The organism is Bowmanella dokdonensis (genome assembly GCF_017254865.1).
Lineage (GTDB): Bacteria > Pseudomonadota > Gammaproteobacteria > Enterobacterales > Alteromonadaceae > Bowmanella > Bowmanella dokdonensis.
Genome location: NZ_JAFKCV010000002.1, coordinates 241,528 through 266,183 on the forward strand (window position 1 = coordinate 241,528; position 24,656 = coordinate 266,183).

At 52.0% G+C, this 24,656-nt stretch carries 26 protein-coding genes; 10 read left to right on the forward strand and 16 right to left on the reverse strand.

What is annotated here, in order from left to right:
* Positions 1-183 precede the first annotated feature (183 nt).
* Positions 184-1,053: an NAD(P)-dependent oxidoreductase gene (locus J0A66_RS04270; protein WP_206572551.1), complete on the reverse strand. Its 870-nt coding sequence runs from the start codon at positions 1,051-1,053 to the stop codon at positions 184-186.
* Positions 1,054-1,193: 140 nt separating this feature from the next.
* On the opposite strand from J0A66_RS04270, the gene J0A66_RS04275 reads away from it, so the two are divergent.
* Together J0A66_RS04275 and J0A66_RS04280 are read left to right on the forward strand one after the other, a co-directional pair.
* Positions 1,194-1,685, forward strand: a complete 492-nt coding sequence (locus tag J0A66_RS04275) for a glutathione peroxidase (RefSeq protein WP_206572552.1) — start codon at positions 1,194-1,196, stop codon at positions 1,683-1,685.
* A gap of 10 nt (positions 1,686-1,695) precedes the next feature.
* Entirely contained in the window at positions 1,696-2,682 is a 987-nt protein-coding gene (locus J0A66_RS04280) for a 2-hydroxyacid dehydrogenase (RefSeq protein WP_206572553.1), read from the forward strand.
* Here the strand turns inward: J0A66_RS04280 and J0A66_RS04285 are convergent.
* Positions 2,666-3,430 carry a methyltransferase domain-containing protein gene (locus tag J0A66_RS04285; protein ID WP_206572554.1) on the reverse strand — a complete coding sequence of 255 codons (765 nt, stop codon included), beginning with the start codon at positions 3,428-3,430 and terminating at the stop codon, positions 2,666-2,668. The two genes, J0A66_RS04280 and J0A66_RS04285, sit on opposite strands and share 17 nt — an antisense overlap.
* Positions 3,431-3,440: 10 nt before the next feature.
* Entirely contained in the window at positions 3,441-4,199 is a 759-nt protein-coding gene (locus J0A66_RS04290; protein ID WP_206572555.1) for a Nif3-like dinuclear metal center hexameric protein, read from the reverse strand.
* A 114-nt stretch (positions 4,200-4,313) separates the two neighbouring features.
* On the opposite strand from J0A66_RS04290, the gene J0A66_RS04295 reads away from it, so the two are divergent.
* Positions 4,314-4,667 carry a hypothetical protein gene (locus J0A66_RS04295; protein ID WP_206572556.1) on the forward strand — a complete coding sequence of 118 codons (354 nt, stop codon included), beginning with the start codon at positions 4,314-4,316 and terminating at the stop codon, positions 4,665-4,667.
* Between the two features lie 46 nt (positions 4,668-4,713).
* On the opposite strand, the gene phrB is transcribed toward J0A66_RS04295, so the two are convergent.
* The 6 genes from phrB to pheS form a co-directional block, all read right to left on the reverse strand.
* The gene (gene phrB, locus J0A66_RS04300) at positions 4,714-6,144 is read right to left on the reverse strand and encodes a deoxyribodipyrimidine photo-lyase (protein ID WP_206572557.1); all 1,431 of its coding nucleotides are present in this window, start codon (positions 6,142-6,144) and stop codon (positions 4,714-4,716) included.
* 1 nt (position 6,145) lies between these two features.
* Positions 6,146-7,093 (reverse strand): YbgA family protein, encoded by a 948-nt coding sequence (locus J0A66_RS04305; RefSeq protein ID WP_206572558.1) that lies wholly within the window; start codon positions 7,091-7,093, stop codon positions 6,146-6,148.
* A 71-nt stretch (positions 7,094-7,164) separates the two neighbouring features.
* A complete protein-coding gene (locus tag J0A66_RS04310; protein ID WP_206572559.1) occupies positions 7,165-7,407 on the reverse strand; it encodes a DUF3912 family protein in 243 nt (80 codons plus the stop codon).
* A gap of 255 nt (positions 7,408-7,662) precedes the next feature.
* Entirely contained in the window at positions 7,663-7,959 is a 297-nt protein-coding gene (locus J0A66_RS04315; protein ID WP_206572560.1) for an integration host factor subunit alpha, read from the reverse strand.
* 4 nt (positions 7,960-7,963) lie between these two features.
* On the reverse strand, positions 7,964-10,351 hold the full coding sequence (pheT, locus tag J0A66_RS04320) for a phenylalanine--tRNA ligase subunit beta (RefSeq protein WP_206572561.1): 2,388 nt from the start codon (positions 10,349-10,351) through the stop codon (positions 7,964-7,966).
* Between the two features lie 14 nt (positions 10,352-10,365).
* Entirely contained in the window at positions 10,366-11,346 is a 981-nt protein-coding gene (pheS, locus tag J0A66_RS04325; RefSeq protein WP_206572562.1) for a phenylalanine--tRNA ligase subunit alpha, read from the reverse strand.
* A 293-nt stretch (positions 11,347-11,639) separates the two neighbouring features.
* Here pheS and J0A66_RS04330 point away from each other — a divergent pair, with 293 nt between their 5' ends.
* Positions 11,640-12,854, forward strand: a complete 1,215-nt coding sequence (locus J0A66_RS04330) for an EAL and HDOD domain-containing protein (protein WP_206572563.1) — start codon at positions 11,640-11,642, stop codon at positions 12,852-12,854.
* Positions 12,855-13,282: 428 nt separating this feature from the next.
* A complete protein-coding gene (locus J0A66_RS04335; protein ID WP_206572564.1) occupies positions 13,283-14,521 on the forward strand; it encodes an EAL and HDOD domain-containing protein in 1,239 nt (412 codons plus the stop codon).
* A gap of 66 nt (positions 14,522-14,587) precedes the next feature.
* Here the strand turns inward: J0A66_RS04335 and rplT are convergent, their stop codons facing one another.
* The 4 genes from rplT to thrS all read right to left on the reverse strand — a co-directional run bounded on the left by rplT (position 14,588) and on the right by thrS (position 17,722).
* Entirely contained in the window at positions 14,588-14,944 is a 357-nt protein-coding gene (gene rplT / locus J0A66_RS04340; RefSeq protein WP_206572565.1) for a 50S ribosomal protein L20, read from the reverse strand.
* Positions 14,945-14,963: 19 nt separating this feature from the next.
* Positions 14,964-15,161, reverse strand: a complete 198-nt coding sequence (rpmI, locus tag J0A66_RS04345; protein WP_102795353.1) for a 50S ribosomal protein L35 — start codon at positions 15,159-15,161, stop codon at positions 14,964-14,966.
* 84 nt (positions 15,162-15,245) lie between these two features.
* On the reverse strand, positions 15,246-15,788 hold the full coding sequence (gene infC / locus J0A66_RS04350) for a translation initiation factor IF-3 (RefSeq protein WP_206572836.1): 543 nt from the start codon (positions 15,786-15,788) through the stop codon (positions 15,246-15,248).
* A gap of 17 nt (positions 15,789-15,805) precedes the next feature.
* Entirely contained in the window at positions 15,806-17,722 is a 1,917-nt protein-coding gene (thrS, locus tag J0A66_RS04355) for a threonine--tRNA ligase (protein WP_206572566.1), read from the reverse strand.
* 163 nt (positions 17,723-17,885) lie between these two features.
* Between thrS and J0A66_RS04360 the strand changes: the two genes are divergently transcribed.
* The 5 genes from J0A66_RS04360 to J0A66_RS04380 all read left to right on the forward strand — a co-directional run bounded on the left by J0A66_RS04360 (position 17,886) and on the right by J0A66_RS04380 (position 21,574).
* Positions 17,886-18,542: an START domain-containing protein gene (locus tag J0A66_RS04360; protein WP_206572567.1), complete on the forward strand. Its 657-nt coding sequence runs from the start codon at positions 17,886-17,888 to the stop codon at positions 18,540-18,542.
* Between the two features lie 86 nt (positions 18,543-18,628).
* A complete protein-coding gene (locus J0A66_RS04365) occupies positions 18,629-19,489 on the forward strand; it encodes a fructosamine kinase family protein (RefSeq protein WP_206572568.1) in 861 nt (286 codons plus the stop codon).
* 65 nt (positions 19,490-19,554) lie between these two features.
* Complete coding sequence (locus J0A66_RS04370; protein WP_206572569.1) at positions 19,555-20,295, forward strand: pteridine reductase; 741 nt, start codon at positions 19,555-19,557, stop codon at positions 20,293-20,295.
* 39 nt (positions 20,296-20,334) lie between these two features.
* On the forward strand, positions 20,335-20,535 hold the full coding sequence (locus tag J0A66_RS04375; RefSeq protein ID WP_206572570.1) for a CPXCG motif-containing cysteine-rich protein: 201 nt from the start codon (positions 20,335-20,337) through the stop codon (positions 20,533-20,535).
* 64 nt (positions 20,536-20,599) lie between these two features.
* Positions 20,600-21,574: a DUF3080 family protein gene (locus J0A66_RS04380; protein WP_206572571.1), complete on the forward strand. Its 975-nt coding sequence runs from the start codon at positions 20,600-20,602 to the stop codon at positions 21,572-21,574.
* Here the strand turns inward: J0A66_RS04380 and J0A66_RS04385 are convergent.
* The 3 genes from J0A66_RS04385 to J0A66_RS04395 form a co-directional block, all read right to left on the reverse strand.
* The gene (locus J0A66_RS04385; RefSeq protein ID WP_206572572.1) at positions 21,548-22,435 is read right to left on the reverse strand and encodes a prenyltransferase; all 888 of its coding nucleotides are present in this window, start codon (positions 22,433-22,435) and stop codon (positions 21,548-21,550) included. The two genes, J0A66_RS04380 and J0A66_RS04385, sit on opposite strands and share 27 nt — an antisense overlap.
* Before the next feature lie 113 nt (positions 22,436-22,548).
* Complete coding sequence (locus J0A66_RS04390) at positions 22,549-23,481, reverse strand: MlaD family protein (protein ID WP_206572573.1); 933 nt, start codon at positions 23,479-23,481, stop codon at positions 22,549-22,551.
* A complete protein-coding gene (locus J0A66_RS04395) occupies positions 23,471-24,070 on the reverse strand; it encodes a paraquat-inducible protein A (protein ID WP_206572574.1) in 600 nt (199 codons plus the stop codon). The genes J0A66_RS04390 and J0A66_RS04395 overlap by 11 nt, the downstream gene beginning before the upstream one ends.
* Positions 24,071-24,656: the final 586 nt, after the last annotated feature.

Here is a 24,656-nt window from a genome sequence, read left to right on the forward strand (position 1 = left end):
GCCTAAATAAGCGACTGATGACGCTGCTGGACGGAAAAATGGCCCCAGCCCGAAGGGTTGAGGCTAAAAACCCCTCACTCCGCGTTGCTCCCAACTTGTTTAGATGGCTAAACGGCGTTACTCGCGCCTTGATTGAGGAGTTTTTCGCTCTCAACAGAGGCCAATATGAACGATAAACACGCCCTAGGGTTTCATCCTCGCCAGTAAGCTTGATGTATCCCAGCGTTGTCCTCCGAGGTTCTGCACTTCCTGATAAAACTGGTCCACCATGGCGGTCATCGGTAGACTGGCCCCGATTTGAGCGGCCTGCTCCAGGGCAATGGCCAGATCCTTGCGCATCCAGTCCACAGCAAATCCAAATTCATATTCCCCCTTGAGCATGGTCTGATGCCGGTTCTCCATTTGCCAGGATTGTGCAGCACCTTTGCTGATCACCTCAACCACTGCCGCACAGTCCAATCCAGCTCGCTGACCAAAGTTCAGCGCTTCTGCCAGTCCCTGTACCACCCCGGCAATACAGATTTGATTCATCATCTTGGCCAGTTGACCGGTGCCGCACTCACCCAACAGGCGGCAGAATCTGGCGTACGCCTTCATCACCGGTTCAGCCTTCGCAAAGGTGTCTGGTTTTCCCCCCACCATAATGGTCAGTTGACCATTTTCTGCTCCGGCCTGCCCACCGGACACCGGTGCATCAAGAAAGCCTATCTCCTGCATTGCCGCTATCTGCTCCAGCTCCCGGGCGACCCTTGCAGACGCTGTTGTATGGTCCACCAGCACGGCCCCGGCCTGCATGCCAGCCAGGACGCCGCTCTGTCCAAGTACCACGCTGCGCAGATCGTCATCATTGCCCACACAGACAAATACCAACTCTGCCCCGCTCGCCGCTTCGGCCGGACTGGCAGCCATCTGTCCTCCATATTGACTGGTCCAGTCCCTGGCTTTTTGTTCGGTCCGGTTGTAGACGGTCACCTGGTAACCTGCCTTCTGTAAATGTCCGGCCATGGGAAATCCCATCACGCCTAAACCGATAAAACTGACTCTTTTTGACATGCTTACTCCTTCTCAGGCTCGTCTAGTGTTGGCACTTGACAAAGATTTATGCTGACATTGTCCATCAGAATATTCACCGACGTCACCGCACCCTGAATAAAAAGGCAAGCGGAAGCGTCCATTACCAAAGCTGAGCCACTATGACCCACTCCGTGCATGATTTTGACATGCTTCTGACCAATGGCCAAAAGCAATCCCTGGCCGAGTTCAAAGGTAAGGTGCTGCTGATAGTCAATACCGCCAGTCAGTGCGGCTTTACCCCACAGTACGAAGGGTTGGAGAAGCTCTATCAGGACTACAGGGAAAAGGGTTTTGTCGTGCTCGCATTTCCCTGTGACCAGTTCGGCCACCAGGAGCCCGGCTCAGATGAAAGCATCCAGGAATTTTGCAGTTTGAACTTCAACCTGAGCTTTCCGCTGTTCAGAAAAACACTGGTCAATGGCGATCAGGCCGCCCCCCTGTTTGAGCATCTGAAGACCCATGCACCGGGAGTACTTGGCAGCAAAAGCATCAAGTGGAACTTTACCAAGTTCCTTATCGATACCGAGGGCCAGGTGATAAAACGCTACGCTCCGACCACCAAGCCGGAACAACTGCGCAATGATATCGAATCCCTGCTGAACAAAAACTAAGGATCTCACAATGAAGATTACGGTATTCAGTGCCAAGGCCTACGACAAGGAATATTTGCAACAGGCTAACCGGGGCTTTGAGCTGGCATTTATCGAATCGCGCCTCAACCAACAGACCGTGGCCCTGGCTGCGGGCTCCCAAGCCATCTGCGTGTTTGTAAACGACCAACTGGACAAGGCTGTACTGCAGGAACTGAAGATGATGGGGGTACAACATATTGCCTTGCGCTGCGCCGGTTTCAACAATGTTGACCTGGAAGCAGCCAGGGAACTTGGCTTGCAGGTATCCAGGGTGCCTGCATACTCCCCTGAGGCAGTGGCCGAGCATACGCTGGCTCTGGTACTGACCCTTAACCGGCGGTTACATAAAGCCTATAACAGGGTAAAGGAAGGCAACTTCTCATTACAGGGTTTACTGGGATTTAATCTGCACGGTAAAACCGTCGGCATCATTGGCACCGGGCGCATCGGTCTGGCCACGGGTCGACTATTTAAGGGCTTTGGTTGCCAACTGCTTGGCCATGACCCGTTGCCTAGTGATGACTGGCAGGCGATGGGTGGGCAGTACTGCGCCCTGCAAAAATTGTTCAGCGAGGCTGACATCGTCAGCCTGCATTGCCCCTTGACGCCGCAGACCCGGCATATGATCAATGATCAGAGCCTGGCGTTGATGAAAGACGGCGTGATGCTGATCAATACCTCAAGGGGCGGACTGATAGACACAGGTGCGGTGATCCGATCCCTGAAAAACCGGAAAATCGGCTACCTTGGGCTGGATGTGTATGAAATGGAGGGAGATCTTTTCTTTGAAGATCTGTCCAATCAGATTATCCAGGACGACCTGTTTCAGCGTCTTGCCACTTTTCCAAATGTGTTGATCACCGGCCACCAGGGCTTTTTTACCCATGAAGCGCTGTCACAGATAGCCGCAACCACCATGCACAATCTGTATCTGGCACAGCAACAACGCACGGACAAGACTAGCTTTCTGGTTTGACCGCAATCAGATGAAAATAGCGTCCCAGCCATACAAAGGGGTGTTGCCGGCCATACTCCAGCTCTTTGCGCTTGATCTGTTCGTACTGACTTGTCTGGATACCCTTGTCACGCACATAGTCGTGAAAGCAGCGAATGCCGGCCTTATGCCTGACAGTCAGTCCCAGGCTGTGTAAGAAGTCCAGTACCTCAGAAGGATGCAGGGAATTGTTGGGATTGAGACGAACCCGGTTTGGAACGATGAAATCCTTGTCGATGTAATCGAAGTTGCCATAAATGAGGTTGCTGAAGATATGGGCATCCCGGTTGAAAAAGCTCAGCGACAGCATGCCCCCAGGTGCAATCCTTTCAATCAGCAGGGCCAATACCTCCAGCGGCTGACTCAGCCATTCCAACATGGCATGACAAACCACCAGTTCAAAATGCCTGTCCGCCGGCAGTTCCTGAACGGGCCCCAAATGGTATTGCACCTGCCCATACCGGCCGAGCCTCTGTCTGGCCAGTTGCAGGGCATCTGCAGAGACGTCATTGAGCAACACCTGATGGCCCTTTTCGAGCAGAAACTGCGCCATAATGCCGGTACCGCCGCCCGCATCCAGAACCTCCAGCGGTTGTGTCGGCAGGAGATCATTCAGGTAATGGGTCAGAAGCTCGTGGCGCAACCTGCCTTTGGTGGTGCCATAGATATTCTTGTCAAATTTCTCTGCGATACGATCAAAACTCTGATCCCCGGACGCCTGTTTGTGCATAGGTGCTCCTTCAGGCCGGATTGGCAATGTCAACAAAATCCACCGGCACGGAAAATTGCTTGCTCAGGTGTTCTCCCAGCGCCTTTACCCCATAGCGTTCAGTGGCATGGTGTCCGGCGGCGAAAAAAGCGATGCCACACTCCCTGGCTACGTGAATCGTCTGCTCTGATACCTCACCGGTAATAAAGGCGTCAATCCCCTGCTCTGCGGCCAAACCGATATAGCTCTGCCCTCCTCCCGTACACCAGGCAACGGTTCTCAATTCCCCTGTACCGGCCTCTACCAGCGGTTTGCGACCCAACCGGCTCTCCAACTGCCTTGCTAATTGCTCAGCGGTCAATGGCCTGGCAAACTTTCCCTGCATCACTACGCTGGTGGGATTTCCCTGCTCCAATGGGCCGGTGACTTCAATTTGCAGCAGTTTCGCCAACTGTGCGTTGTTACCCAAAACAGGATGGATATCCAAGGGTAAATGATAGGCCAACAGGTTAATGTCGTGGCTCAGCAGCAATTTTAGCCTGTCCCGGCGCATTCCCGTTACGGTAGGGCTTTCTCCTCGCCAGAAGTATCCATGATGAACCACAATGGCATCAGCCTGACGTTCAATGGCTGCTTCTATCAACGCTCTGCTGGCGGTGACGCCCGTCACTATCCTGCCAATCTGTTCCCCGCCTTCCACCTGTAAACCGTTCGGGCAATAGTCTCTGACCTGTGCGGGGGACAGAAGCTGATCGAGATATTCACACAAAGTTTGTCGGGATAACTGCATAACTTGCCTTTATTGTTAACGAAAGGGTGGAAAATTAGACATTAAAATGTAAAAGGGGTATAACTTGGCATTCTGCTTTTTTAATCACTTAAAATAAAGGTAACAATCCGGATTATGAGCAAATTGGATAAAGACCAGGTGATCGCCAAATTTACCGAGGCGTACAAATCAGCACATGGTAAAGAACCACAGATCGAAGCCAAAGGTGGCTGGTATTCGATAGACGGCGACAAGAATGTGCGCCTGGCCCAACTGGAAGAAATGGCAGAGGAACTGAGTGGCAAGAAGACTCAGAAGAAAGCCTCCACTGCGTCCAAAACGGAAGACAAGCCGGTCGCCAAGAAGGCAGCCAAGGCCCCTGCAAAAGCGAAGAACAAGGCCAAGGGCAAATCCTCTGGCTTTTCCGTTAAGGCCTATTGGGCAGAGCAACTGGCGGCCAAGCCCCACCAGTGTCGCCAGCCCAGATAATCATCCGCTGACAATTTCCGAAAAAAGCGACCCTGGGTCGCTTTTTTTATTTTGTCGCCTCAAGAAAATGCTGAAAATGTGCCTTGGTCCGGGACACCGCCTTTGCGTGATCGACGATGGGTGCCGGATAGGAAAGACTTTTGAACCCTGACCACTTGTGGGGTTCATGCAGATATTTCAGAGGAACAGCCTTGAGCTCCGGCAGCCAGGCCAGGATAAAGTTACCTTGGGCATCGTATTTCTTACCCTGAGTGGTGGGGTTAAAGATACGAAAATAGGGCGCCGCATCTGTTCCAACCGAAGCGCTCCACTGCCACCCTCCATTATTGGAAGCGAAATCCCCGTCCACCAGATGGGCCATAAAGTAATCCTCTCCCCATCGCCAGGGCAATAACAGGTGCTTGGTCAGAAAGCTTGCCACTATCATACGCAATCTGTTGTGCATCCAGCCCGTCTCATTCAGACAGCGCATGGCGGCATCCACAATGGGGAAACCTGTTTTTCCCTGGCACCAGGCCTCAAATTGCGCTTGGTCGTCATACCAGCGGAAATTATCGTATTTCTCCAAAAAACAGTGGTATCGACATACATGGGGAAAGTGATACATCACATAACGGTAAAAGTCGCGCCAGGCCAACTCCCTTAGCCAGGCAAAAGCGGCTGATCCGGTCTCGAACAGCCTACCGCCATGGATATTCAAAAGCAGATTGGTAGCCTGTAAAGGGGAAACAGCTCCAATGGATAAATAAGGGGACAGCCGGCTGGTTCCCTGCTCAGCGGGAATATCTCTGCGGTCCGGGTATTCAGCAACCCGGTGGACAAAAAAACTGCGCAGGTTTTCCATAATCTGCTGTTGTCCCACAGGCCAGACTGAATCGGGACTGGCAGACAAGAAACGGCGCAAACCTTCATCGTTCTCTTCCACAGCCCCGGACAGTTTATCGCTTTTAAGCACGGGGGTTGGAGCCACCACAGCCTGCAGATGATTCTGTACCTGATCCAGCCACTGATGAAAATAGGGTGTAAAAACCCGGTAGGCGTTGCCCTCTTTATTCAGAATGCGATCTGGCCTGACCAGGCAGGTATCATGGAAAATCCCAACATCCACACCCAGCGAGCCCAGTCTGCGCCTGACCTCTTTGTCCCGTCGCCTTTCATCCAGTTCATATTCTGCATTGAAGTAAACCCGGCTTATCTGGTGTTGCTGACAAAGCTCAGCAAGAGAATCAGCGACTTGCCTGTGGCCCTTAACCTCTATCAGGTTCAGGTGTACCCCGCGTTGTGCCAGCTCTGTTTTCAGGACCAACAAACGTCGCACAATCAAATCCAGTTTGATACCGGCCAGACCGTACTCCTGCCACTGTCCTGGGGTTATAAAGAACAGGGCACTGACCTTGTCATGATGCTGACTGGCGTAAGTAAGAGGGCTGTTCCAGAGTGCGCGTAGATCGCTGCGTAGCCATACCAGTGCAGACATATCAGGCTCTCAGCCCCAGGGCTTCAGGATAAGGCTGCAGGTAACTTTGCTGCTGCAGATACGAGTTCGGATAATGTTTCAGGTGATGCCGCAGAAGGGTCATTGGTGCCAGCAAAGGCACATGGCCGAGGCGGTATTTTTCAATCTGCTCACTCAACTCCTGTTTATCCTGGCGAGATAGTTTGCGTTTAAAATATCCCTGCAGATGCATCAGGGCATTGGTCTGTTTACGCCTGTCGGTCGGCTTGCCAAGGGCACTAAACAGCAGGGACTGATACTCTTCCAAAGTGGACTCCAGCCGCCCCTTGGCCTTTGCCACCAAACGCCCAAGTGATTGATACGTCTGCGGGCTGTAAGCCATGACAAGCAACTTGTTCCTACTGTGATAGGTAACCAGGGCGGCCACGCTGGGCTTTATCAGCACCTGATGACGAAACCCATGGTAAGCATACACCCGGGTAATAAAGCTTTCCCGTAGACCTGCATCATTCAACCGTCCGTCTTCTTCCAGGGGCAGATGGGGAAACCGCCGCCTTAACAGGCTGGCAAACAGTCCCTGGCCCTGGCGATGAACAAGTGATCCGCTCTGGTCATACACCTTAATCCTCTCCATTCCACAACTGGGCGATTTGGCCGCCAGAATATAACCGTCGAGTGAGGAGAGTAGTTTAGTCTGATGGGTAAAGAACGCCTCCATGGCTGCGGTATGATCCCGATCGCCCGAGCGAGAATCGGTCAGTCGCAGCCCTGCGTCGGTCTCACGCAGATGAATGGTCGGTCTTGGCACGGGTAGCCCCATGCCGACTTCGGGGCAAATAGGTTTAAAAGTGAAAAAATCGGCTAGCTGGGCGGCGACAAAAGCTGAGCGTTTGTGGCCCCCGTCATAACGCACCTTATCACCAAGCACACAGGCACTGACGCCTATTCTGGGTTGGGTAAATTCAGACATGAACAGGTTTTGAATCCTGACAGCAAATGATAAGTTACAATACGGGGTTCAGGAATTCTGGATCATTCCCATCAGCCACGGACGCGACGTTGGCCGTGACCGCGCTTACCCATCATCACGTCATCACGTCTGATAGTGATCTGACTGACAGTCGCCGCCGACAGCAGCGTGACCTGATATGTAGCACTATCCAGTTGTTTCTGAACCTTGGCGGTATGTCCCTGGTAGGGGCCTCGTTTGATAAAAACACAGCGCCCAATCAGGCTGGGAACAGCGGTAGGAGCCGGAGCACTGGCTTTTTTGACGGCTGACATGCATACCTCAGGCGAACAGGGACGATTTGTCCGTTTGCTATTATGACCGACTTGCAATTCTCACCGGTTGGACTGACGGAGGAGTGGCTGCATGAGCGCGTATTCTAGGTGAACAGAAGCAAACTCAAAACAGGATTCTTAGATCAGCAAAGATACCCTCATATGAAAAAAAATAACTTATCGGCTATCCCCTGCGGCGCAGGGAAATAAACAACGGGTAATAAAGCAAAAACGCACTCAGGGTGCGTTTTTCTGTTACATCTGGGGTTTGGTATTCTCAACCCGGCTTTTCAGTTTTTGTCCCGGCCGGAAGGTCACCACGCGCCTCGCCTTGATGGGAATATCTTCACCGGTTTTAGGATTGCGACCAGGCCGCTCATTTTTCTGTCGCAGATCGAAATTACCGAAACCCGACAGCTTAACCTGCTCTCCTGATTCCAGTGCTTCCCTGACTTCCTCAAAGAAAGACTCCACCAGATCCTTTGCATCGCGTTTGTTAATGCCCAGCTTTTCGAACAAATGTTCTGCCATATCGGCTTTGGTCAGCGCCATAAACTCAATCCCTCAGAGATGCCCCAAAATGTTCTGACAAGGCTGCCAGAATTCTCTCTACCACAGCTTGAATCTCATGCTCTTCAAGGGTTCTCGCTGGGTCCTGCAGAGTCAAGGAAACGGCCAGGCTCTTGTGACCTTCGGCTATCCCTTTACCTCTGTATACGTCGAACAAGTTTAGGCCAACTAGTTGATTTCCGCCAAATTTTTCTATGCAACCAAGTATGTCAGAGACAGTATGACTATCCTCGACCACTAATGCAATGTCACGGCGATTCGACGGATAGCGGGAAATCTCCTTAGCCTTAGGCAAAGCTCGCTGGCAGAGCGCCTCCTGCTCCAGTTCAAACACAAAAGTACGACCATTGAGTTTAAGTGCTTTTTCGAACTGCGGGTGAATAGCCCCCAGCAGGCCAACCTGCCTGTCATGCAAATACACGGCCGCAGCCTGTCCCGGGTGCAGTGCCGAATGCGCAACGGCCTTGAAACTGAAAGCCGATGGGTTTGCCGTAGTCGCGATCAGGGCCTCGACTGCAGCCTTGACATCAAAGAAGTCCACCGCCACCGAAGGTATATCCCAATGCTCCGCCTGACGCTGACCTGCCAGCACGCCGGCAATAACGGGTTGCTGTCTGACCCCAGCGGTCTCAGCCACATCAGGCAAAAAGCGCAGCCCTGTCTCAAACAGAGCCAGTTGAGATTGCTGACGTTTCTGATTGTAGGAAACCGCCTGCAGTAGCCCTGGCCATAAACTTACCCGCATAGAGGACATTTCAGTGGAAATGGGATGGGGCAGCACCAACGGTTTTATATTCGGGAACAGGCTGTCCTGCACCTTAGGATCCACGAAGGAATAGGTAATGGCCTCCTGAAATCCCTGACCAATCAAACGCTGTTTGAGAAACATCAGGGGCGTATTCTGCTCCTGATGTCTGGACATTTTGAGCCGGGCCGTTGGCGATACATGGGGAATATTGTGGTAGCCATGAACCCGGGCGACCTCCTCAATCAAATCCTCTTCAATGGCGATATCAAAACGATAGCTGGGAACCTCTGCGTGCCAGGTATCCTTGTCGAAGCGCACTGCCAGCCCAAGCCTCTGCAGAATATCTGTCACCCGCTCACTCTCGATATGGATGCCAATCAACCGATCCAGCCGGGTCCTTCTCAGTTGGACCTGCCTTTTTGCCGGCAACTGCGCCTCGCTGACGGCTTCAACAATTGGCCCGGCCTGGCCGCCGACGATTTGCAACAGCAGCTCTGTGGCTCTTTCCATGGCATCCCGTTGTAAACTGGGATCTACGCCTCTTTCATAGCGATGGGAAGCATCGGTGTGCAAACCGTATTGACGGGCGCGCCCCTTGATAGCCTCAGGGCTGAAGAAAGCGCTCTCAAGGAAGATATTGCGACTTTTTTCTGTAACCCCTGAGTCCTTACCACCAAAGATACCAGCCATAGCCAGCGCCTTGTTCCTGTCGGCAATCACCAGCGTGTCACCGTTGAGTACGACTTGCTCCCCGTCCAGCAACACCAGTTTTTCACCCTGCTCGGCCAATCTGACATGGATGTCCCCCTCCAGGGTATCGTTGTCAAAGGCATGCATCGGATGACCGAGTTCGATAAGCAGATAGTTGGTCACATCCACTACAGGATCGATACTGCGAACGCCACTTCGACGCAGGCGCTCCTTCATCCATACGGGGGTTACCGCGTCCATGTCAATATTCTCAATTACCCGTCCCAGATACCTGGGACAGGCCGCGGGTGCATCCAGATGGACAGTGCGACTCTTCTCAATCACTGCGGGGATGGGCTTAATGGCCGGCATGGAGACACTGGCCTGATTGAGCACTCCCACTTCACGGGCGATTCCTTTGATGCCCAGGCAATCGGCCCGATTAGGGGTCAGATCCACCTCGATGCTCACGTCGTCCAGTTGCAGATAGTCGCGAATATCGGTCCCCACGGGAGCCTCCCCAGGCAATTCGATAATACCTGCATGATCTTCTGACAGGCCCAGTTCCGAGGCGCTGCACAGCATGCCATGGGAGGGTTGTCCACGCAGCTTGGCCTTTTTGATCTTGAAATCACCGGGCAGCACGGCGCCCACCACCGCCACGACCACCTTCAGACCCTGGCGACAATTTGGTGCACCGCAGACTATGTCCAGCGGGGCTTCGCCACCGACATTTACCCTGGTTACCTGCAGCTTGTCAGCATCGGGGTGCGGGCCACATTCCATAACCTCCCCCACCAGTACACCAGAAAATTCCGGAGCCACAGGTTCCAGCGAATCCACTTCCAGTCCGGCCATGGACAACTGTTCTGACAGTTGCTCACTGCTGATGGCCGGATTCACCCATTCTCTTAACCATTTTTCACTGAATTTCATTCTGCAACCGGGTCCTAGTTAAACTGTTTCAGGAAACGAAGATCGTTTTCGAAGAAAGCACGCAGATCATTGACTTCATAGCGCAGCATGGTAAGGCGTTCAACGCCCATACCAAAGGCAAATCCGGTGTACTCCTGCGGATCGATGCCAACCGCCCTGAGTACATTGGGATGGACCATGCCACAGCCTAATACTTCCAGCCATTTGCCGTTCTTACCCATCACATCCACTTCAGCTGAGGGCTCGGTAAAGGGGAAGTAGGAAGGTCTGAAGCGAATCTGCAAATCCTGTTCAAAGAAGTTCTGCAGAAAGTCATGCAAAATTCCTTTCAATTCACTGAAACTGACATTCTTATCCACCATCAAACCCTCCACCTGGTGGAACATGGGAGTGTGGGTTTGATCATAGTCGTTACGGTATACGCGACCGGGAGAAATGATTCTAAGAGGCGGTTTTTCCACTTCCATGGTACGAATCTGTACGCCCGAGGTCTGGGTGCGCAACATCAGATCCGGATTAAAATAGAAAGTGTCATGATCGGCCCGGGCCGGGTGATCGGCGGGGATATTCAGGGCATCGAAATTATGAAATGCATCCTCCACTTCCGGTCCCGTCTTCACCGAGAAGCCCAATTCCGCGAAGAACGTTTCGATTCGCTCTATGGTGCGACTGACAGGATGCAGACCTCCAGGCATTTTTCCGCGGCCCGGTAAGGTCACATCGATTTTTTCTTCTGCCAGCTTGGCGTCAAGCTCCTGACGGCGCAATAACTCTCCACGAGCTTGTATAGCCGTCTGAACCTGCTGCTTGGCTTTGTTAATCTGCTCACCGGCTGCTGGCCTTTCTTCGGGTGACAATCTGCCCAAGCCCTTGAGCAACTCGGTCAATCTGCCTTTCTTGCCGAGAAATTCGACCCTGACTCTATCCAATTCAACCATATCCCCTGCTTCGGCAATCTGATTGTCGGCCTCGTTTATGATGGCTTGAAGATCCATACTTTCCTCAGTTATTCGTGCTGGCGAGCGCTTCGATAAAATCCTGCCTGCCCCGGCACCATGTAGACGCGAACGGCGCCCTGGTTCGGGGTGTTCCTGTATCCGGCCACTCAGGACCAGGCAATAAAAGAAAACCCAGAATTCTACACGAAAGTGAGATTTTTCTGCTAGGTTAAAGCTCAGAAATTCACGAAAAATAAGCAAGTTAACCAGACAAACAGGACTCTCCGCCGGAAAACCATCTGAAACAGCCCGACGCGTCCTGATCTTTCCCGTGTTGTACAGGGGATCTGATGAAAGTATATGCAGCTCGACAGGCCATCCTCAACCGACGACTCCAGACGGTCGCCTACGAACTGTTTATGCGCCAGAGCATGACCGGCGGCTCTGTGGAGGACACGCCCAATGCCATTAACCAACTGATCAGCCAACAGCAATGGAACCAGGGTTTTAGGGCCCTGAGCAGGGACAAACCCGTCCTGATCAAGATATCAGAAGCGTCGTTGCTTGAGGGGGTGGCCAAACTTCTGCCCCCGGAAGATACCGTACTGGAATTGGCCCAGGATACGTCCCCCAGCGATGAGGTGTTGCAAGCCTGCAAACAGTTATTTCATAAAGGCTATCGCCTGGCAATGAGCCATTATCTGTTCGACGAGGCGTGGAACCCATTTTTAAGCCTTATCCGCATGATAAGGTTTGAGCTGCCGATGCTGCCCCGTCATGACCTGGAACAGGCTACGGCATTCCTTAAGACACGCAGGGGAATGAAGCTGCTCGCCGCCAAACTGAATCAGCGTTCCCAGTTCGAACTGGCAAGGGAATTGGGGTTTGACTACTTTCAGGGTGAATTTTTCTGTCATCCGGATCCCCTGGTCAGTCAGGATATCCCGCTGACTCACCAGATAGTCATGGCCATCTATACAGAGATCCTCCAGGAGGATTTCAGCTACAGGCGCGTTATCGAGTTATTTGAACGGGATGTTGCCCTTAGCTTTAAACTGTTGCGGTTTATCAATTCCGGTCTGTTTCAACTGAATGAGCCCATTGGCTCCATACGCCAGGCATTGGTTTACATGGGTAGTGACAGCGCGAGGAAATTCATTTCGCTGGTAGCTGCCACCCATATAAGCCAGGACAAGCCATCGGAGCTCATCCGTCTCTGTACTGTTCGTGCCCGATTCTGTGAGTTGCTGGCACAGGCGCTCAAATATCCATCACCCTCATCGGCCTTTCTGTGTGGACTCTTTTCCCTGCTGGATGCCCTGTTGGACAAACCTATGAAGGATCTTCTGGATACCCTGCCTTTGCAGCAAGCCGTCAGGGACACCCTGCTGGGTGAAAAAACCGACTTACTCCTGCTGCTCGAACTGGCCAAGGCGTACGAAGCGGGAAGCTGGTACTGGGGACAGAAATGGGCAAATCTGGCCGGCATTCCAGCCCAGCTTCTGCCCGAGTTTTACCAACAGAGCCTGGAATGGGCATCCGACTTTGAGCAAGTCAGTCACTGAACAGGAAACTGGTTGATTCTCAAAGGTTTCTGGTCGTTCCTATGCTAGGGCGTGTTTATCTTTCATATTGACGCTCTGCTGGAGGCCATGTTTTTGTCCAGCAAGACGGAAAAAATGCCCGGCGCATTTTTTAACAGCTCGGCTGGCCGCTTGTCGGCGAGTATCAGGGATGATACGAGTAAAAATGGGCCCAGCCTGAAGAGTTGAGGCTAAAAAGCCCTCACTCTGCGTTGCTCCCAACTTGTTTAGATGGCTAAACGGAATACTCGCGCCTTGATTGAGGGCTTTTTAGCTCTCAACAGAGACCAATATGAAAGATAAACACGCCCAAGTGTCCATACAACATGTATTTCAGGCCGAATTTTTGACTGGCAGGAACTTCCGCTTACCAGTCAACTGTCCTGAGAAAAGGGGAAGCCCACTGCCAGATGAAAGTCTATACCGCCCGCCAGGCCATTTTGAATCGAAAACAGCAAACCGTTGCATATGAATTGTTTTTCCGTGACGGTGTAGAGAATCTGTTTCCACGTGGGATTGCGCCTGAGGTGGCCACCAGCAGACTGATGCTCAACCATCATTTCAATGTTGGGTTTCGTACCCTGACACGCAATAAAAAGGCTCTGATCAATTTTTCCCAGCAGAGCCTGCTGGATATGACCCCCACTTTGCTTCCTGCCAGGGATATTGTGATTGAAATACTTGAGGACGTGGAGCCATCTCAACAAACCTACCAGGCCTGTCGAAAGCTGTTTCACCTTGGATATCGCTTTGCCCTGGATGATTTTGTCTATCATCAGGATTGGGAACCATTTATTAACTTCACCCGCCTGATCAAGTTCGATTTGCAGCGTACTGGATTTTCGGAGATCAACGCTCTGCTGCCCAGGCTGAGAAAGCGCAAAGGCCTTAAGATACTGGCCGAGAAAGTGGAAACCCAGGAGCAGTTCGCTGAAGCCAGGGATCTTGGCTTTGACTTTTTCCAGGGGTATTTTTTCTGTAAGCCCGAGATGCTCGAGAATACCGACATTGAGGCCCAGCACCATATGATTCTGGCTATCTATCTGGAGGTGCTGCGTCCCAACTTCAGTTACGACAAGCTGACCCTGTACTTTGAGCGTGATCTGTCTCTTTCTTACAAACTGCTGCGCTTTATTAATTCCGGCCTGTTTGAACTGAGAGAAACCATCAGCTCGATCAAGCAAGCCCTGGTGTATCTCGGAGAAGAGCAGGCCAGAAAGTTTGTCTGCCTGATTGCTACCGCCCATCTTGGTGGTCAGAAGCCACTGGAGCTGATCCGCATGTCAATCCTTCGGGGACGCTTCTGCGAATTGATCGCCACCCGCCTTGCAGAGGAACGATCCAGTCTGGCCTTTCTGACCGGCCTGTTCTCACTGGTGGATGCCCTGCTGGGAGAGAGAATGCAGGAAGTGCTCAAACGCCTGCCCCTGGAAAAGGAAGTCAAACAGGCCCTGCTCGGCGAGGAAAACCTTTTCAATGACCTGTTAGAACTGGTCAAGGCCTATGAGTCAGGAAGCTGGTCACGCACCCAGAGCATCGCTGAGAAACTGGCCATACGACAGGAGCAGTTACCAGAACTGTATGCCGAAGCCATTAAGTGGTCAGAAGTGATCGAAGCCAGTTCGGATTCAGTGGCGAATCAAGGCTGAAAAAGAAAACGGGAAGCATCCTGCTCCCCGTTTCCTAAGAAAGAACTTAAGCTTAATAGTTAAATATTAAGCCAATGCGCCTTTGGCGGCATTTACCAATGCGCTGAAAGCTGCTTTGTCATGGACGGCGATGTCGGCCAGGATCTTACGATCAATCTCGACGGACGCCTTTTTCAGACCGTTGATGAAACGGCTGTATGACAAACCATTCTGACGGGCCGCAGCATTAATACGGGCAATCCACAGTTGACGGAATTGACGCTTACGCTGACGACGGTCACGATACGCATACTGGCCGGCCTTGGTAACCGCCTGTACGGCAACGCGATACACCCGTGAACGGGCTCCATAGTAACCTTTGGCTTGTTTCAGTACCTTTTTATGACGGGCACGTGCAACGACACCACGTTTTACTCTTGCCATATTTTAAGTCTCCTCTCGCTTAAGCGTACGGCAACATGCGCTGGATCAACGCAGTATCCGAGTCATGGGCCAGTTTTTTGCCACGCAGGTGGCGTTTACGCTTAGAGCTCTTCTTGGTCAGGATGTGACGCAAGTGAGACTGTTTGCTTTTAAAGCGGCCGGAAGCAGATTTCTTAAAACGCTTCGCGGCTCCGCTATTGCTCTTCATTTTAGGCATCGCTAAAACTCCGCATTGTTTAAGTTACGACAAGGTAGTAAGGCGACCTCGGTGCGCAGTCACCTTGGTACTTGCAGGCCTTACTTACCGTTTAGTGGGGGCCATCACCATGATCATCTGTCTGCCTTCCACCCTGTTGGGGAAAGACTCGCAGTTGGCAATGTCTTCCAAATCGCCTTTGATGCGATTGAGAAGATCAATACCGATCTCCTGGTGAGCCATTTCACGTCCGCGGAAGCGAATCGTGACTTTGGCTTTATCACCCCCTTCAAGAAAGCGACGCAGGTTGCGCAGTTTGACCTGGTAATCGCCTTCATCAGTGCCAGGGCGGAATTTCACCTCCTTGACCTGAATTTGCTTAGTTTTTTTCTTCTGCTCTTTCTGAGCTTTGCTCTTTTCGAAAAGGAATTTGCCGTAGTCCATGATTTTACAGACTGGCGGTTCGGCATTCGGGCTAATTTCAACCAGATCCAACTGAACTTCTGCCGCAGCTTCCAATGCTCTGGACAGGGGGACTACCCCTACCTGTTCACCATCTCTGCCGATCAAACGAACTTCTTTTGCTCTTATTTCTTCGTTAATTTGGGCTTTTGCCGAATCTTGGCCCCGATTGTTAGCGCCTTTAATGTGTTATTCCTCCGAAATTATTCGATAATCTTGCTAGCGACCTGATGTTTGGCTTTGTGAAGAAACTCGTCAACTGACAGTTTGCCCAGGTCCTCGCCTTTACGCGTCCTTACTGCCACCTCGCCTGCGTCCATTTCTTTGTCGCCCACGACCAGCATATAAGGCACACGCCTTAAAGTGTGCTCGCGGATTTTAAAGCCTATCTTCTCATTTCTCAAGTCAGACTTAACGCGAAGGCCAGTTTCATGCAACTTTTTCACCACTTCCCGGGCATATTCGGCCTGATTGTCGGTAATATTCATTACTACCACCTGAGTCGGTGCCAGCCACATGGGGAAATGTCCGGCGTATTCTTCGGTCAGGATACCAATAAAGCGCTCCAGTGATCCCAACACGGCCCGGTGGATCATCACTGGCGTTTTCCGCTCACCGTCTTCGGCTACATAAGTACTGCCCAGACGTCCCGGCATGGAGAAGTCCAGCTGCACCGTGCCACACTGCCAGGCTCTGTCCAGACAGTCATGCAGGGTAAATTCAATTTTGGGGCCATAGAATGCCCCCTCGCCAGGCAGATACTGGAATTCAATTCCTTTACTCTCCAGCGCCTCGGCCAGAGCTTTCTCTGCTTTGTCCCAGGCTTCATCTGAACCTACCCGCTTCTCCGGACGGGTCGAAAGCTTGACAACTATTTTGTCAAAACCAAAGGTCTTGTAGGTATCGTAGATCATATCGATACAACTACCCACTTCGGCAAGGACTTGCTCCTCAGTACAGAAGATATGGGCGTCATCCTGGGTAAAACCCCGCACCCGCATCAGCCCATGCAGGGCACCACTGGGTTCGTTACGATGACAGCAGCCGAATTCGGCCATCCGCAGCGGCAGATCCCGGTAAGATTTCAGGCCCTGGTTGAAAATCTGTACATGGCCAGGGCAGTTCATCGGCTTAATGGCGTACATCCGCTTTTCCGATTCTGTGATAAACATGTTCTCGGCATATTTGTCCCAGTGGCCTGACTTTTCCCACAAGGACCTGTCCATCATCAGCGGTCCCTTGACTTCGTCGTATTCGAAGTTGCGCAGCTTTTCGCGAACAAACTTTTCCAGCTCGGTATATATGGTCCAGCCGTCATTGTGCCAAAACACCATACCTGGAGCTTCTTCCTGCCAATGGAAGAGATCCAGCGCCTTACCAATTTTGCGATGATCACGCTTTTCCGCCTCTTCGAGGCGTTGCAGGTAGGCCTTTAATTGTTTCTTGTCAGCCCAGGCGGTACCGTAAATACGCTGCAACATTTTGTTATCACTGTTGCCACGCCAGTAGGCGCCGGCCACTTTCATAATCTTAAAGTGCTGGCAGAAGCGCATGTTAGGCACATGGGGGCCACGGCACATGTCGATATATTCTTCGTGATGGTAGAGACCCGGCTGGTCGTCACGGCTGATGTTCTCGTCAAGAATCTCCATCTTGTAAGATTCACCGCGCTGTTCAAAGGTATCGCGCGCCTGTTGCCAACTGACGACTTTCTTGATCACATCATAATTGCTGTTAGCCAGTTCCTGCATGCGCTTTTCCAGCCTATCCAGATCGTCCTGGCTGAGGGGACTTTTCATGTCCACGTCATAGTAAAAGCCATTATCGATAACCGGGCCTATCGCCATTTTGGTATCGGGCCACAATTGTTTGATGGCATGGCCCAGCAAATGGGCGCAGGAATGGCGGATAATCTCCAGCCCCTCTTCATCCCTGGCGGTGATAATCTGCAACCTGGCGTCAGTGTGGATCAGGTCGCAGGCATCCGCCAGCTTACCATCCACCTTGCCGGCTATGGTGGCCTTGGCCAGGCCAGGACCGATATCATTGGCCACGTCTAATATGGAAACAGAGTTTTCAAACTGGCGTTGACTGCCATCGGGAAGTGTAATCAAGGGCATGGAAATTCCTTAACAGTGGTGACGCAAACCAAGCGCCACTTGTTATCAATCAATAAGTTAACAACAAAAAACACCCTGGCGGGTGCTTTGAGAATGCTATCGTTCGTAAAAAAATGTCTGCTACTATCAGACCAGTCGCAACTATATCCACTTAGCCTGTCAGATGCAATTTCCAATCCTCCTCGTTCTGTTGCTTTGTTCCTTCTGCAGCCTGGCGCAATGCGATCGGGATGCAGAGAACTGGACCCTCAGCCGTCAAGGTGATCAGGTGGACGTTTACCGGCGCATGCACCCTGAGCGTGGGTTGCAAGTCATGGCCGTCACACGGCTTAAGACAGATCTCAGTGCCATGATTCTGCTGCTCAGAGACACGGTGCAGGGACCGAAATGGATAGCCAATGCAAAAAACGTCACGCTGCTGGCCCGACCCGAACCTAATAAAGATCTGGTCCGGACCCTGTTTAATGCCCCTTGGCCGGTCAGTGATCGGGATATGGTCACTTTATCAGAGTACCGACAGGATCAGCGCTCCCTGATATTGAGAATTGATGTTGAGGATGCCTCGGACCAGCATCCGTTGCAGCCAGGCGTCGTCAGAATGGAAGAGGTCTCGGGCTTCTGGCAACTCACTCCCCAATCCGACCAAATGGTGGAGATCTGTTATCAGGGCAGCGGCAGAGCCGGTGGTAAGCTACCCGGGTGGCTGTCCAGGGATCTATTGATGGACGGCATATTCGAAACCATGCAGGGGCTCAGAGAACAGTTGCCGTTACATCGCTATCAGAATAAGCCGCTGCGTGATATTCAGGAGCCCGAATAACAAGATTGAGAAAATTGTCTTGTGCGCTTAACAATTTCAACTTGTGTTCCATACTAAGACAATGCTCGGGCCAGTCTGGCGGGATCATGTGGCACTTTATCAGTGAACAAATCAGTGAAGAGCTTGGCAAGGATTTCATCTGTGACGATATCCGGCAGCTTCATGAACAATTTCATACCAGGGCATTTCGCGTATCGGATGACCGGCACAGGTTCTTTGTCAAAGTGGCGGATGCCGCGAATCTGCACAGGCTGCAAGCCGAGGCCCAGGGGCTGGAACACCTTCGCCTGGACGAGGCGCTGAAAATTCCAACCGTTATCTGCTCCGGCAAAGTTTCACAACACAGTTTTCTGGTTCTGGAATACCTGAATATGCAGGAAGGCTCTGTGCAAAGCTGGCAGATTTTCGGTCAGGCCCTGGCCAGACTGCACCAACGTGATCAACAGCAGATGTATGGCTGGCAGGAAGACAATTACATCGGTGCCACCCCTCAGCCGAACGGGTGGCAGAAAAAGTGGCCCCAGTTCTTTGCTGAACAGCGTATAGGCTATCTGTTGCAGTTGCTGATAGAAAAACAAGTTCTTGACGTAAAGATCGATAAGGTGGTTGAGGCCATCAAAGCCGTATTAGCCGGTCACAGTCCGGCCCCCAGCCCCCTGCATGGGGATCTGTGGCAAGGCAATACCGGCTTCTGGAGAGGTAAGCCGGTAATGTTTGATCCCGCTTTTTACTACGGGGACAGAGAAACCGATATTGCCATGACAGAGCTCTTTGGACGTTTTCCCGAAGCTTTTTACCAGGGCTATGAAGAAGTATGGCCGCTTGAGGATGATTACCAGTACCGCAAACCCGTTTATCAGCTCTACCATATACTTAATCATGCCTTGCTGTTTGGCGGGCAGTATGTGCAATCAGCCAATATGCAGTTGCAAAATCTGGATAGTTGACAACCTTGGCATTGGTGAGGTGAATTCCCCATACTGGCAGCCTGGAAACACACTATCTCAAACAAATGACTAAAGTCGCTTTTATTACCGGCAGCGCCAGGCGCCTGGGGGCTTGCACAGCCAACTATTTACACGAACAGGGTTATAACCTTGTTCTGCATTATCATCAGTCCCACCAAGAGGCAGAACAACTCCTGCACTCCCTGAACAAACGCCGAAGCGGGCGGGCCAAACTGGTGCAAGGTGATCTTTGCCAAATGCAGAGTCTGCAGCGTATTGGCACACAGGCTCTGGAAGCTTTCGAGCGGCTCGATGTCCTGATCAATAATGCCTCCAGCTTTTATCCTACACCCATGGGGAGTATCCATCTGGATGACTGGCACAATCTGGTGGGGAGTAATATGCAGGCACCTTTGTTTCTGAGCCAGGCACTGTTGCCGGCACTCAGGGAGGCGCGTGGCAATATTGTTAATATGGTGGATATTCATGCAGAAAGACCACTCAGACACCATACTCTGTATTGTATGGCCAAATCCGCCCTGATCAGTATGACCCATTCATTGGCTCTGGAGTTGGCCCCCAGGGTTCGTGTGAATGCGGTGGCACCGGGTGCCATACTCTGGCCCGACAACCCAATGCAAGTGGCCGAAAAGGACATGATCCTGGCACAAATCCCGCTGGCCAGACTGGGTAATGAAGAGGCCATCGCCAAGGCCATTGCTTTTCTGCTCGATGCAGATTACGTGACCGGGCAAGTTCTCAAAGTTGATGGTGGTCGAAGTCTTTATTCCGGTGACCGGCTCTGACCACTGTCAAAGAATTGTAATCAATCCAGCGAGGTATCGATGAAAGCCAAAACGGTTCAAATTGACTGTCCCCAATGCGGGCACTCATTGCATCTGCTGTTAGACTACAGCCAGGGAGATCAGGATTACTTCGAGGAGTGCGCCAACTGCTGTCATTCCATCCGTATAACCATGCATGTGGACGAAGAGCGAAAAAAGCTTACCTACCGGGTAAACGCTGACGACGAACAATATTATTGAGAGCATAGGCCCGCCACTGTTAGCCCGTTTCAAGTCGTTTCTTTATTACTCTCTGCTCCTGGTATTGTGCGGTGCTTGTGCGGATAACCAGAAGCTGTTTGAGGATAGCCGGGAATACGCCCGTCGGCTGGCCAATGTGCTGAATCAGCCCGCTGTAGAATTTTCCCCATCCGATACCCCTACCTTGCCGCAAAGTATCACAACGGCGCTTCCACAGGTTGATATCAGCCTGACGGATTTCTATGCTCTTCGGGATTGTCCCCTTTACACTCTGGTGGCCGAACGCAATACGGCTCTGGGAAAGATACAGTCAGCCTCGCAACGCTATATTTATGAAAACAGACTGCTGAATGCCGTCGACGACTGTCTGCCACGACTCGATGACAGTGGGGTCAGAGATAAACTGAGGCATTGGCGGCAAATGAAGCACCAGGCTTTAAACCAAGTCTGGCTGAGACTCCTGAACAGCACCGAAGTGCGAAAAAGCCTCGCCCTGGGCCAGGGCTACCTGACAGGAAATGACAGGGATGGGCTGAGCCAGACGGTGGAATCCCTGCAATACCTTATCAGTCTGCATCCTGCAACCGCCCCTCACGGTGATTTTCGTTACCTGGAGCAGCACCTCAATACTTTGCAGCAATTCCACACCACGGCAAGCCTATTGCGCTCACAAAGGCTGCTGGCCGGGCATCTGAGTCAACTCACCGAATGGCTGTCCAGCCAGGCAATCTATTGCTCTGACAAACAAGCCAGCGATGAGGTTCGCTACCTAAGAAACGTGTTCGATCTTTTCTTTATTCAGAGGATTCAACCCGTGGCCAGCAGTATGAATCATTATCACTACAAACTATTTCCACTTTGGCAGACTTTGATTGGACAATCCGCGGACGCATATCAGCAATGGCTTGAGCAGCAACAATCAGATTTTGAACACTACCAGCAGGCGATGCGGGAACACATCCATTTCTGGCAAGCTTTATTCAAGCAATGCCACCTGCCCCCGCCGGCCGCGTCAATACAGCAGGCTTCCCGCCAGTAGCGCCGGGACCAGCAAGGCTGCTAAGACATTGGCAGCAAGATAAGCGGGATGTTCGCCAATCTGCCCCCCCCATTTTGCGCCAACTGTTGTTGCAATGCCAGCTGGTATAAAGCCCAACAGGGCAATCAGGCTCAACCCCGGCAACCAGCCAGCCATTACCAGCAGCATCAATACCCCGCAGGCCATGACATTGAAAAGGAAATAGATAGTCACCGCGAACTTCACCCCTTTATCAATAGGCAAGGTCCGCCGACCTGCTTGCCTGTCGGCCTCGATATCCGGAAGCTGATTCAACAACAACAGGTTGTTGATCAGGAAAAAAGGTATAAGGCCTATGGCCAGTACCTGGCCCGTGATCCCCTTGCTGAAGACCAGATAACTCCCCGTCATCATCAACAGACCAAAGCTTGCACCAGGTGAAAACAGGCAGGCCCAGGGCCGTTGGTTCAGCCATTTGGTATAAGTTACCACAACCATCAGTCCCACAAAGCCCACCGGCAACAACAGCCAGTTGGTTTGCAGGCTCAGATAGATGCCTATGGCAACACAGAGCAGCACGCTGAACATGCTGAGCATCAGCACGTTATGGGCCATATGCGGATTGTCCGGCAGGGCGCCGCTACCCCCACTGAAAGGGGTTCTGCTGGTTTGTAAATCCAAGCCAGAACAAAAGTCCTGGTATTCATTAAGACTGTTGACTGCAATATGGGCAGCCAGGGCACCGCATATGACCAGCCATACCCGCCAGTGCGATATGGGATAGCCCTGGTATGATGCAAGCGCAATGCCCAGCATCACAATAATCGGAGTGAGGATTAAAAAAGGTGGGCGACTGGCCTTCCATAGGACTTTTAAGGACATGTAACTGACTTTCTCCGGAAACCGACAGGCATTGTCACAGAATGACAAGCGGACAGAGTTGACCCAGAACAATGTCACGCCCTAAGCGTGCTTACCATTTAGGTGTATCATCATTATTGGTCCTTGTTTTTTGCAGAGGAATTCGGCATCCAGCTTTGAGCCTTCTGTATCTCTGCACTTTTGCCCTCCGAGCTGACCAGGCGGCCGGGCAGACTGATTCCAGGTTGCCATTGCAACCATTCATCTTCCCTATCTGCCGACAATTCGAACAGTTGCCCTGGTTTGGCCTCTTTGCTCGGCGTGTCTGGCGTCGCAAAACTAACTCCCCCTTTAAGCATACTCATCAGGGGTGCCGCTGATACAGAAATCCCTAACAGGCTCGCATCGAACTCCAGTCCACTTTCCTCCCAGAAAACACTGTTGTCCCGCAGCAACGGTTGATAGGGCCTGTCTATTTGCGCATGAAACACAACATCATCGCTGTTCAGTTCGTAGGCATAAATTTTCCCCACTGGCACCTGTTTGTACAGCAGGTCATCCCCTACCGAAATACCGTACCGGCGTTCGCTGCGCAGCTTGAACCTCAGCCCTTCCTGCTCAAGGACAGGCGGACCATTCCGACCCTGGAACACCCTGGCAGGCTGTCCCTCCCCCGGCTTGAAGGTAATATAAGGCCCCGAGACCAGAGTCTGGATCCCCTCGACTCCCATCGAACCAATCTGCGGCTGCACAATCCAGAATTCGGTCGACTCCACCATCAAGTTCATGACTTGCTCATGCACCTGCAGTTCCAGCATGGCCTTGCTGTTGCTCTCATCCAATCGCACCGCTGCAACTTTGCCTACTTCAACGCCTTTGTACATGACATTGGCCCGCTGCGCTTTCAAACCGGCCACATCATCAAAGGACACAAAAACTGCTTTACCCGAAGGCGGCATACTCCACCATACCAATCCGGCAACCAGGACAACGGCACCCAGGGGCAGCAGCCAAAACCAATAGTATTTTCGTCCGGATTTAACTTTTACCTTGTTGTTACTCGTCATAAGGGGGTTTCCACAACAGTCTGCTATCAAACACCTGAGATGCGATCAGGGTAAGCACTACGACGCCGGCAAAGGCTACGATCCCCACTTCCGGCTCCACCCGGGCCAAATCCTGCAGTTTTACCAGCGAAACCAGAATAGCCACCAGAAAGACGTCAAGCATGGACCAGGGGCCAATGGCATCCACAAACCGGAGGATCTTGTGATGAACCTTTTCGCTGAACAATGCATACCTGTTGGCCAACAGAGTCAGGTAAAGCAGCACTATGATCTTAATCAGCGGAACCAGAATACTGACGGTAAATACCAGTACCGCCAGTCCGACCATGCCGCTCTGATAGAGATTCACCACGCCGCCGAAGATTGTCGTCTCATTGCTTCTCCCCAGGTAAGTCATAGTCATGATGGGATAAATATTGGCCGGAACATAGAGGATCAATGCCGCAAGCACCAACATCAGGCACGGAAAGTTCCCACCTTGCACCGCCCTGATTAACACCTGGTCACAACGACCACAACTGATGACCTCTCCATCTTCAGGTGCCTGATAGTCCTGGATCTGACCACACTTCGCACAGTAAATCTGCATGGCGTGCCATCTTGTTAACTATTTGCCATGACATACAGGATAGAAAAAACGACTGATTTTTCCGCTTTTTCAAATAATTAGGTTGCTGGAGTGGTGGCCAGCCAGTCCTTGGTGAGGAATTGGGAAGGAGGGATTACCGCAGGCTTATTGCCCCTCGCCCGTAGGGCCACCACGAACGACGATGTTCCAATTAGCTCCCGGAAAATTGGTCGAACCCTAGGTATTCCGTCACCCATTCCACCGGGATATTAAACAAAAAGACCCCGCTCGTTGGCATGGTGAGTAGACAGGATTCTGGAAAGGGATTACTCCGGGCATCCTGCCCTGCGCCCTTCGGGCCATCGCTGACGACGCGATGCTCAAAAACGTTCCTGACGTTTTTGTCGAACCCAAGGGGGCCCTCACCCCATTCCACCGGGATATTAAACAAAAAGACCCCGCTCGTTGGCATGGTGAGCAGACAGGATTCTGGAAAGGGATTACTCCGGGAGTCCTGCCCTGCGCCCTTCGGGCCATCGCTGACGACGCGATGCTCAAAAACGTTCCTGACGTTTTTGTCGAACCCAAGGGAGCCCTCACCCCATTC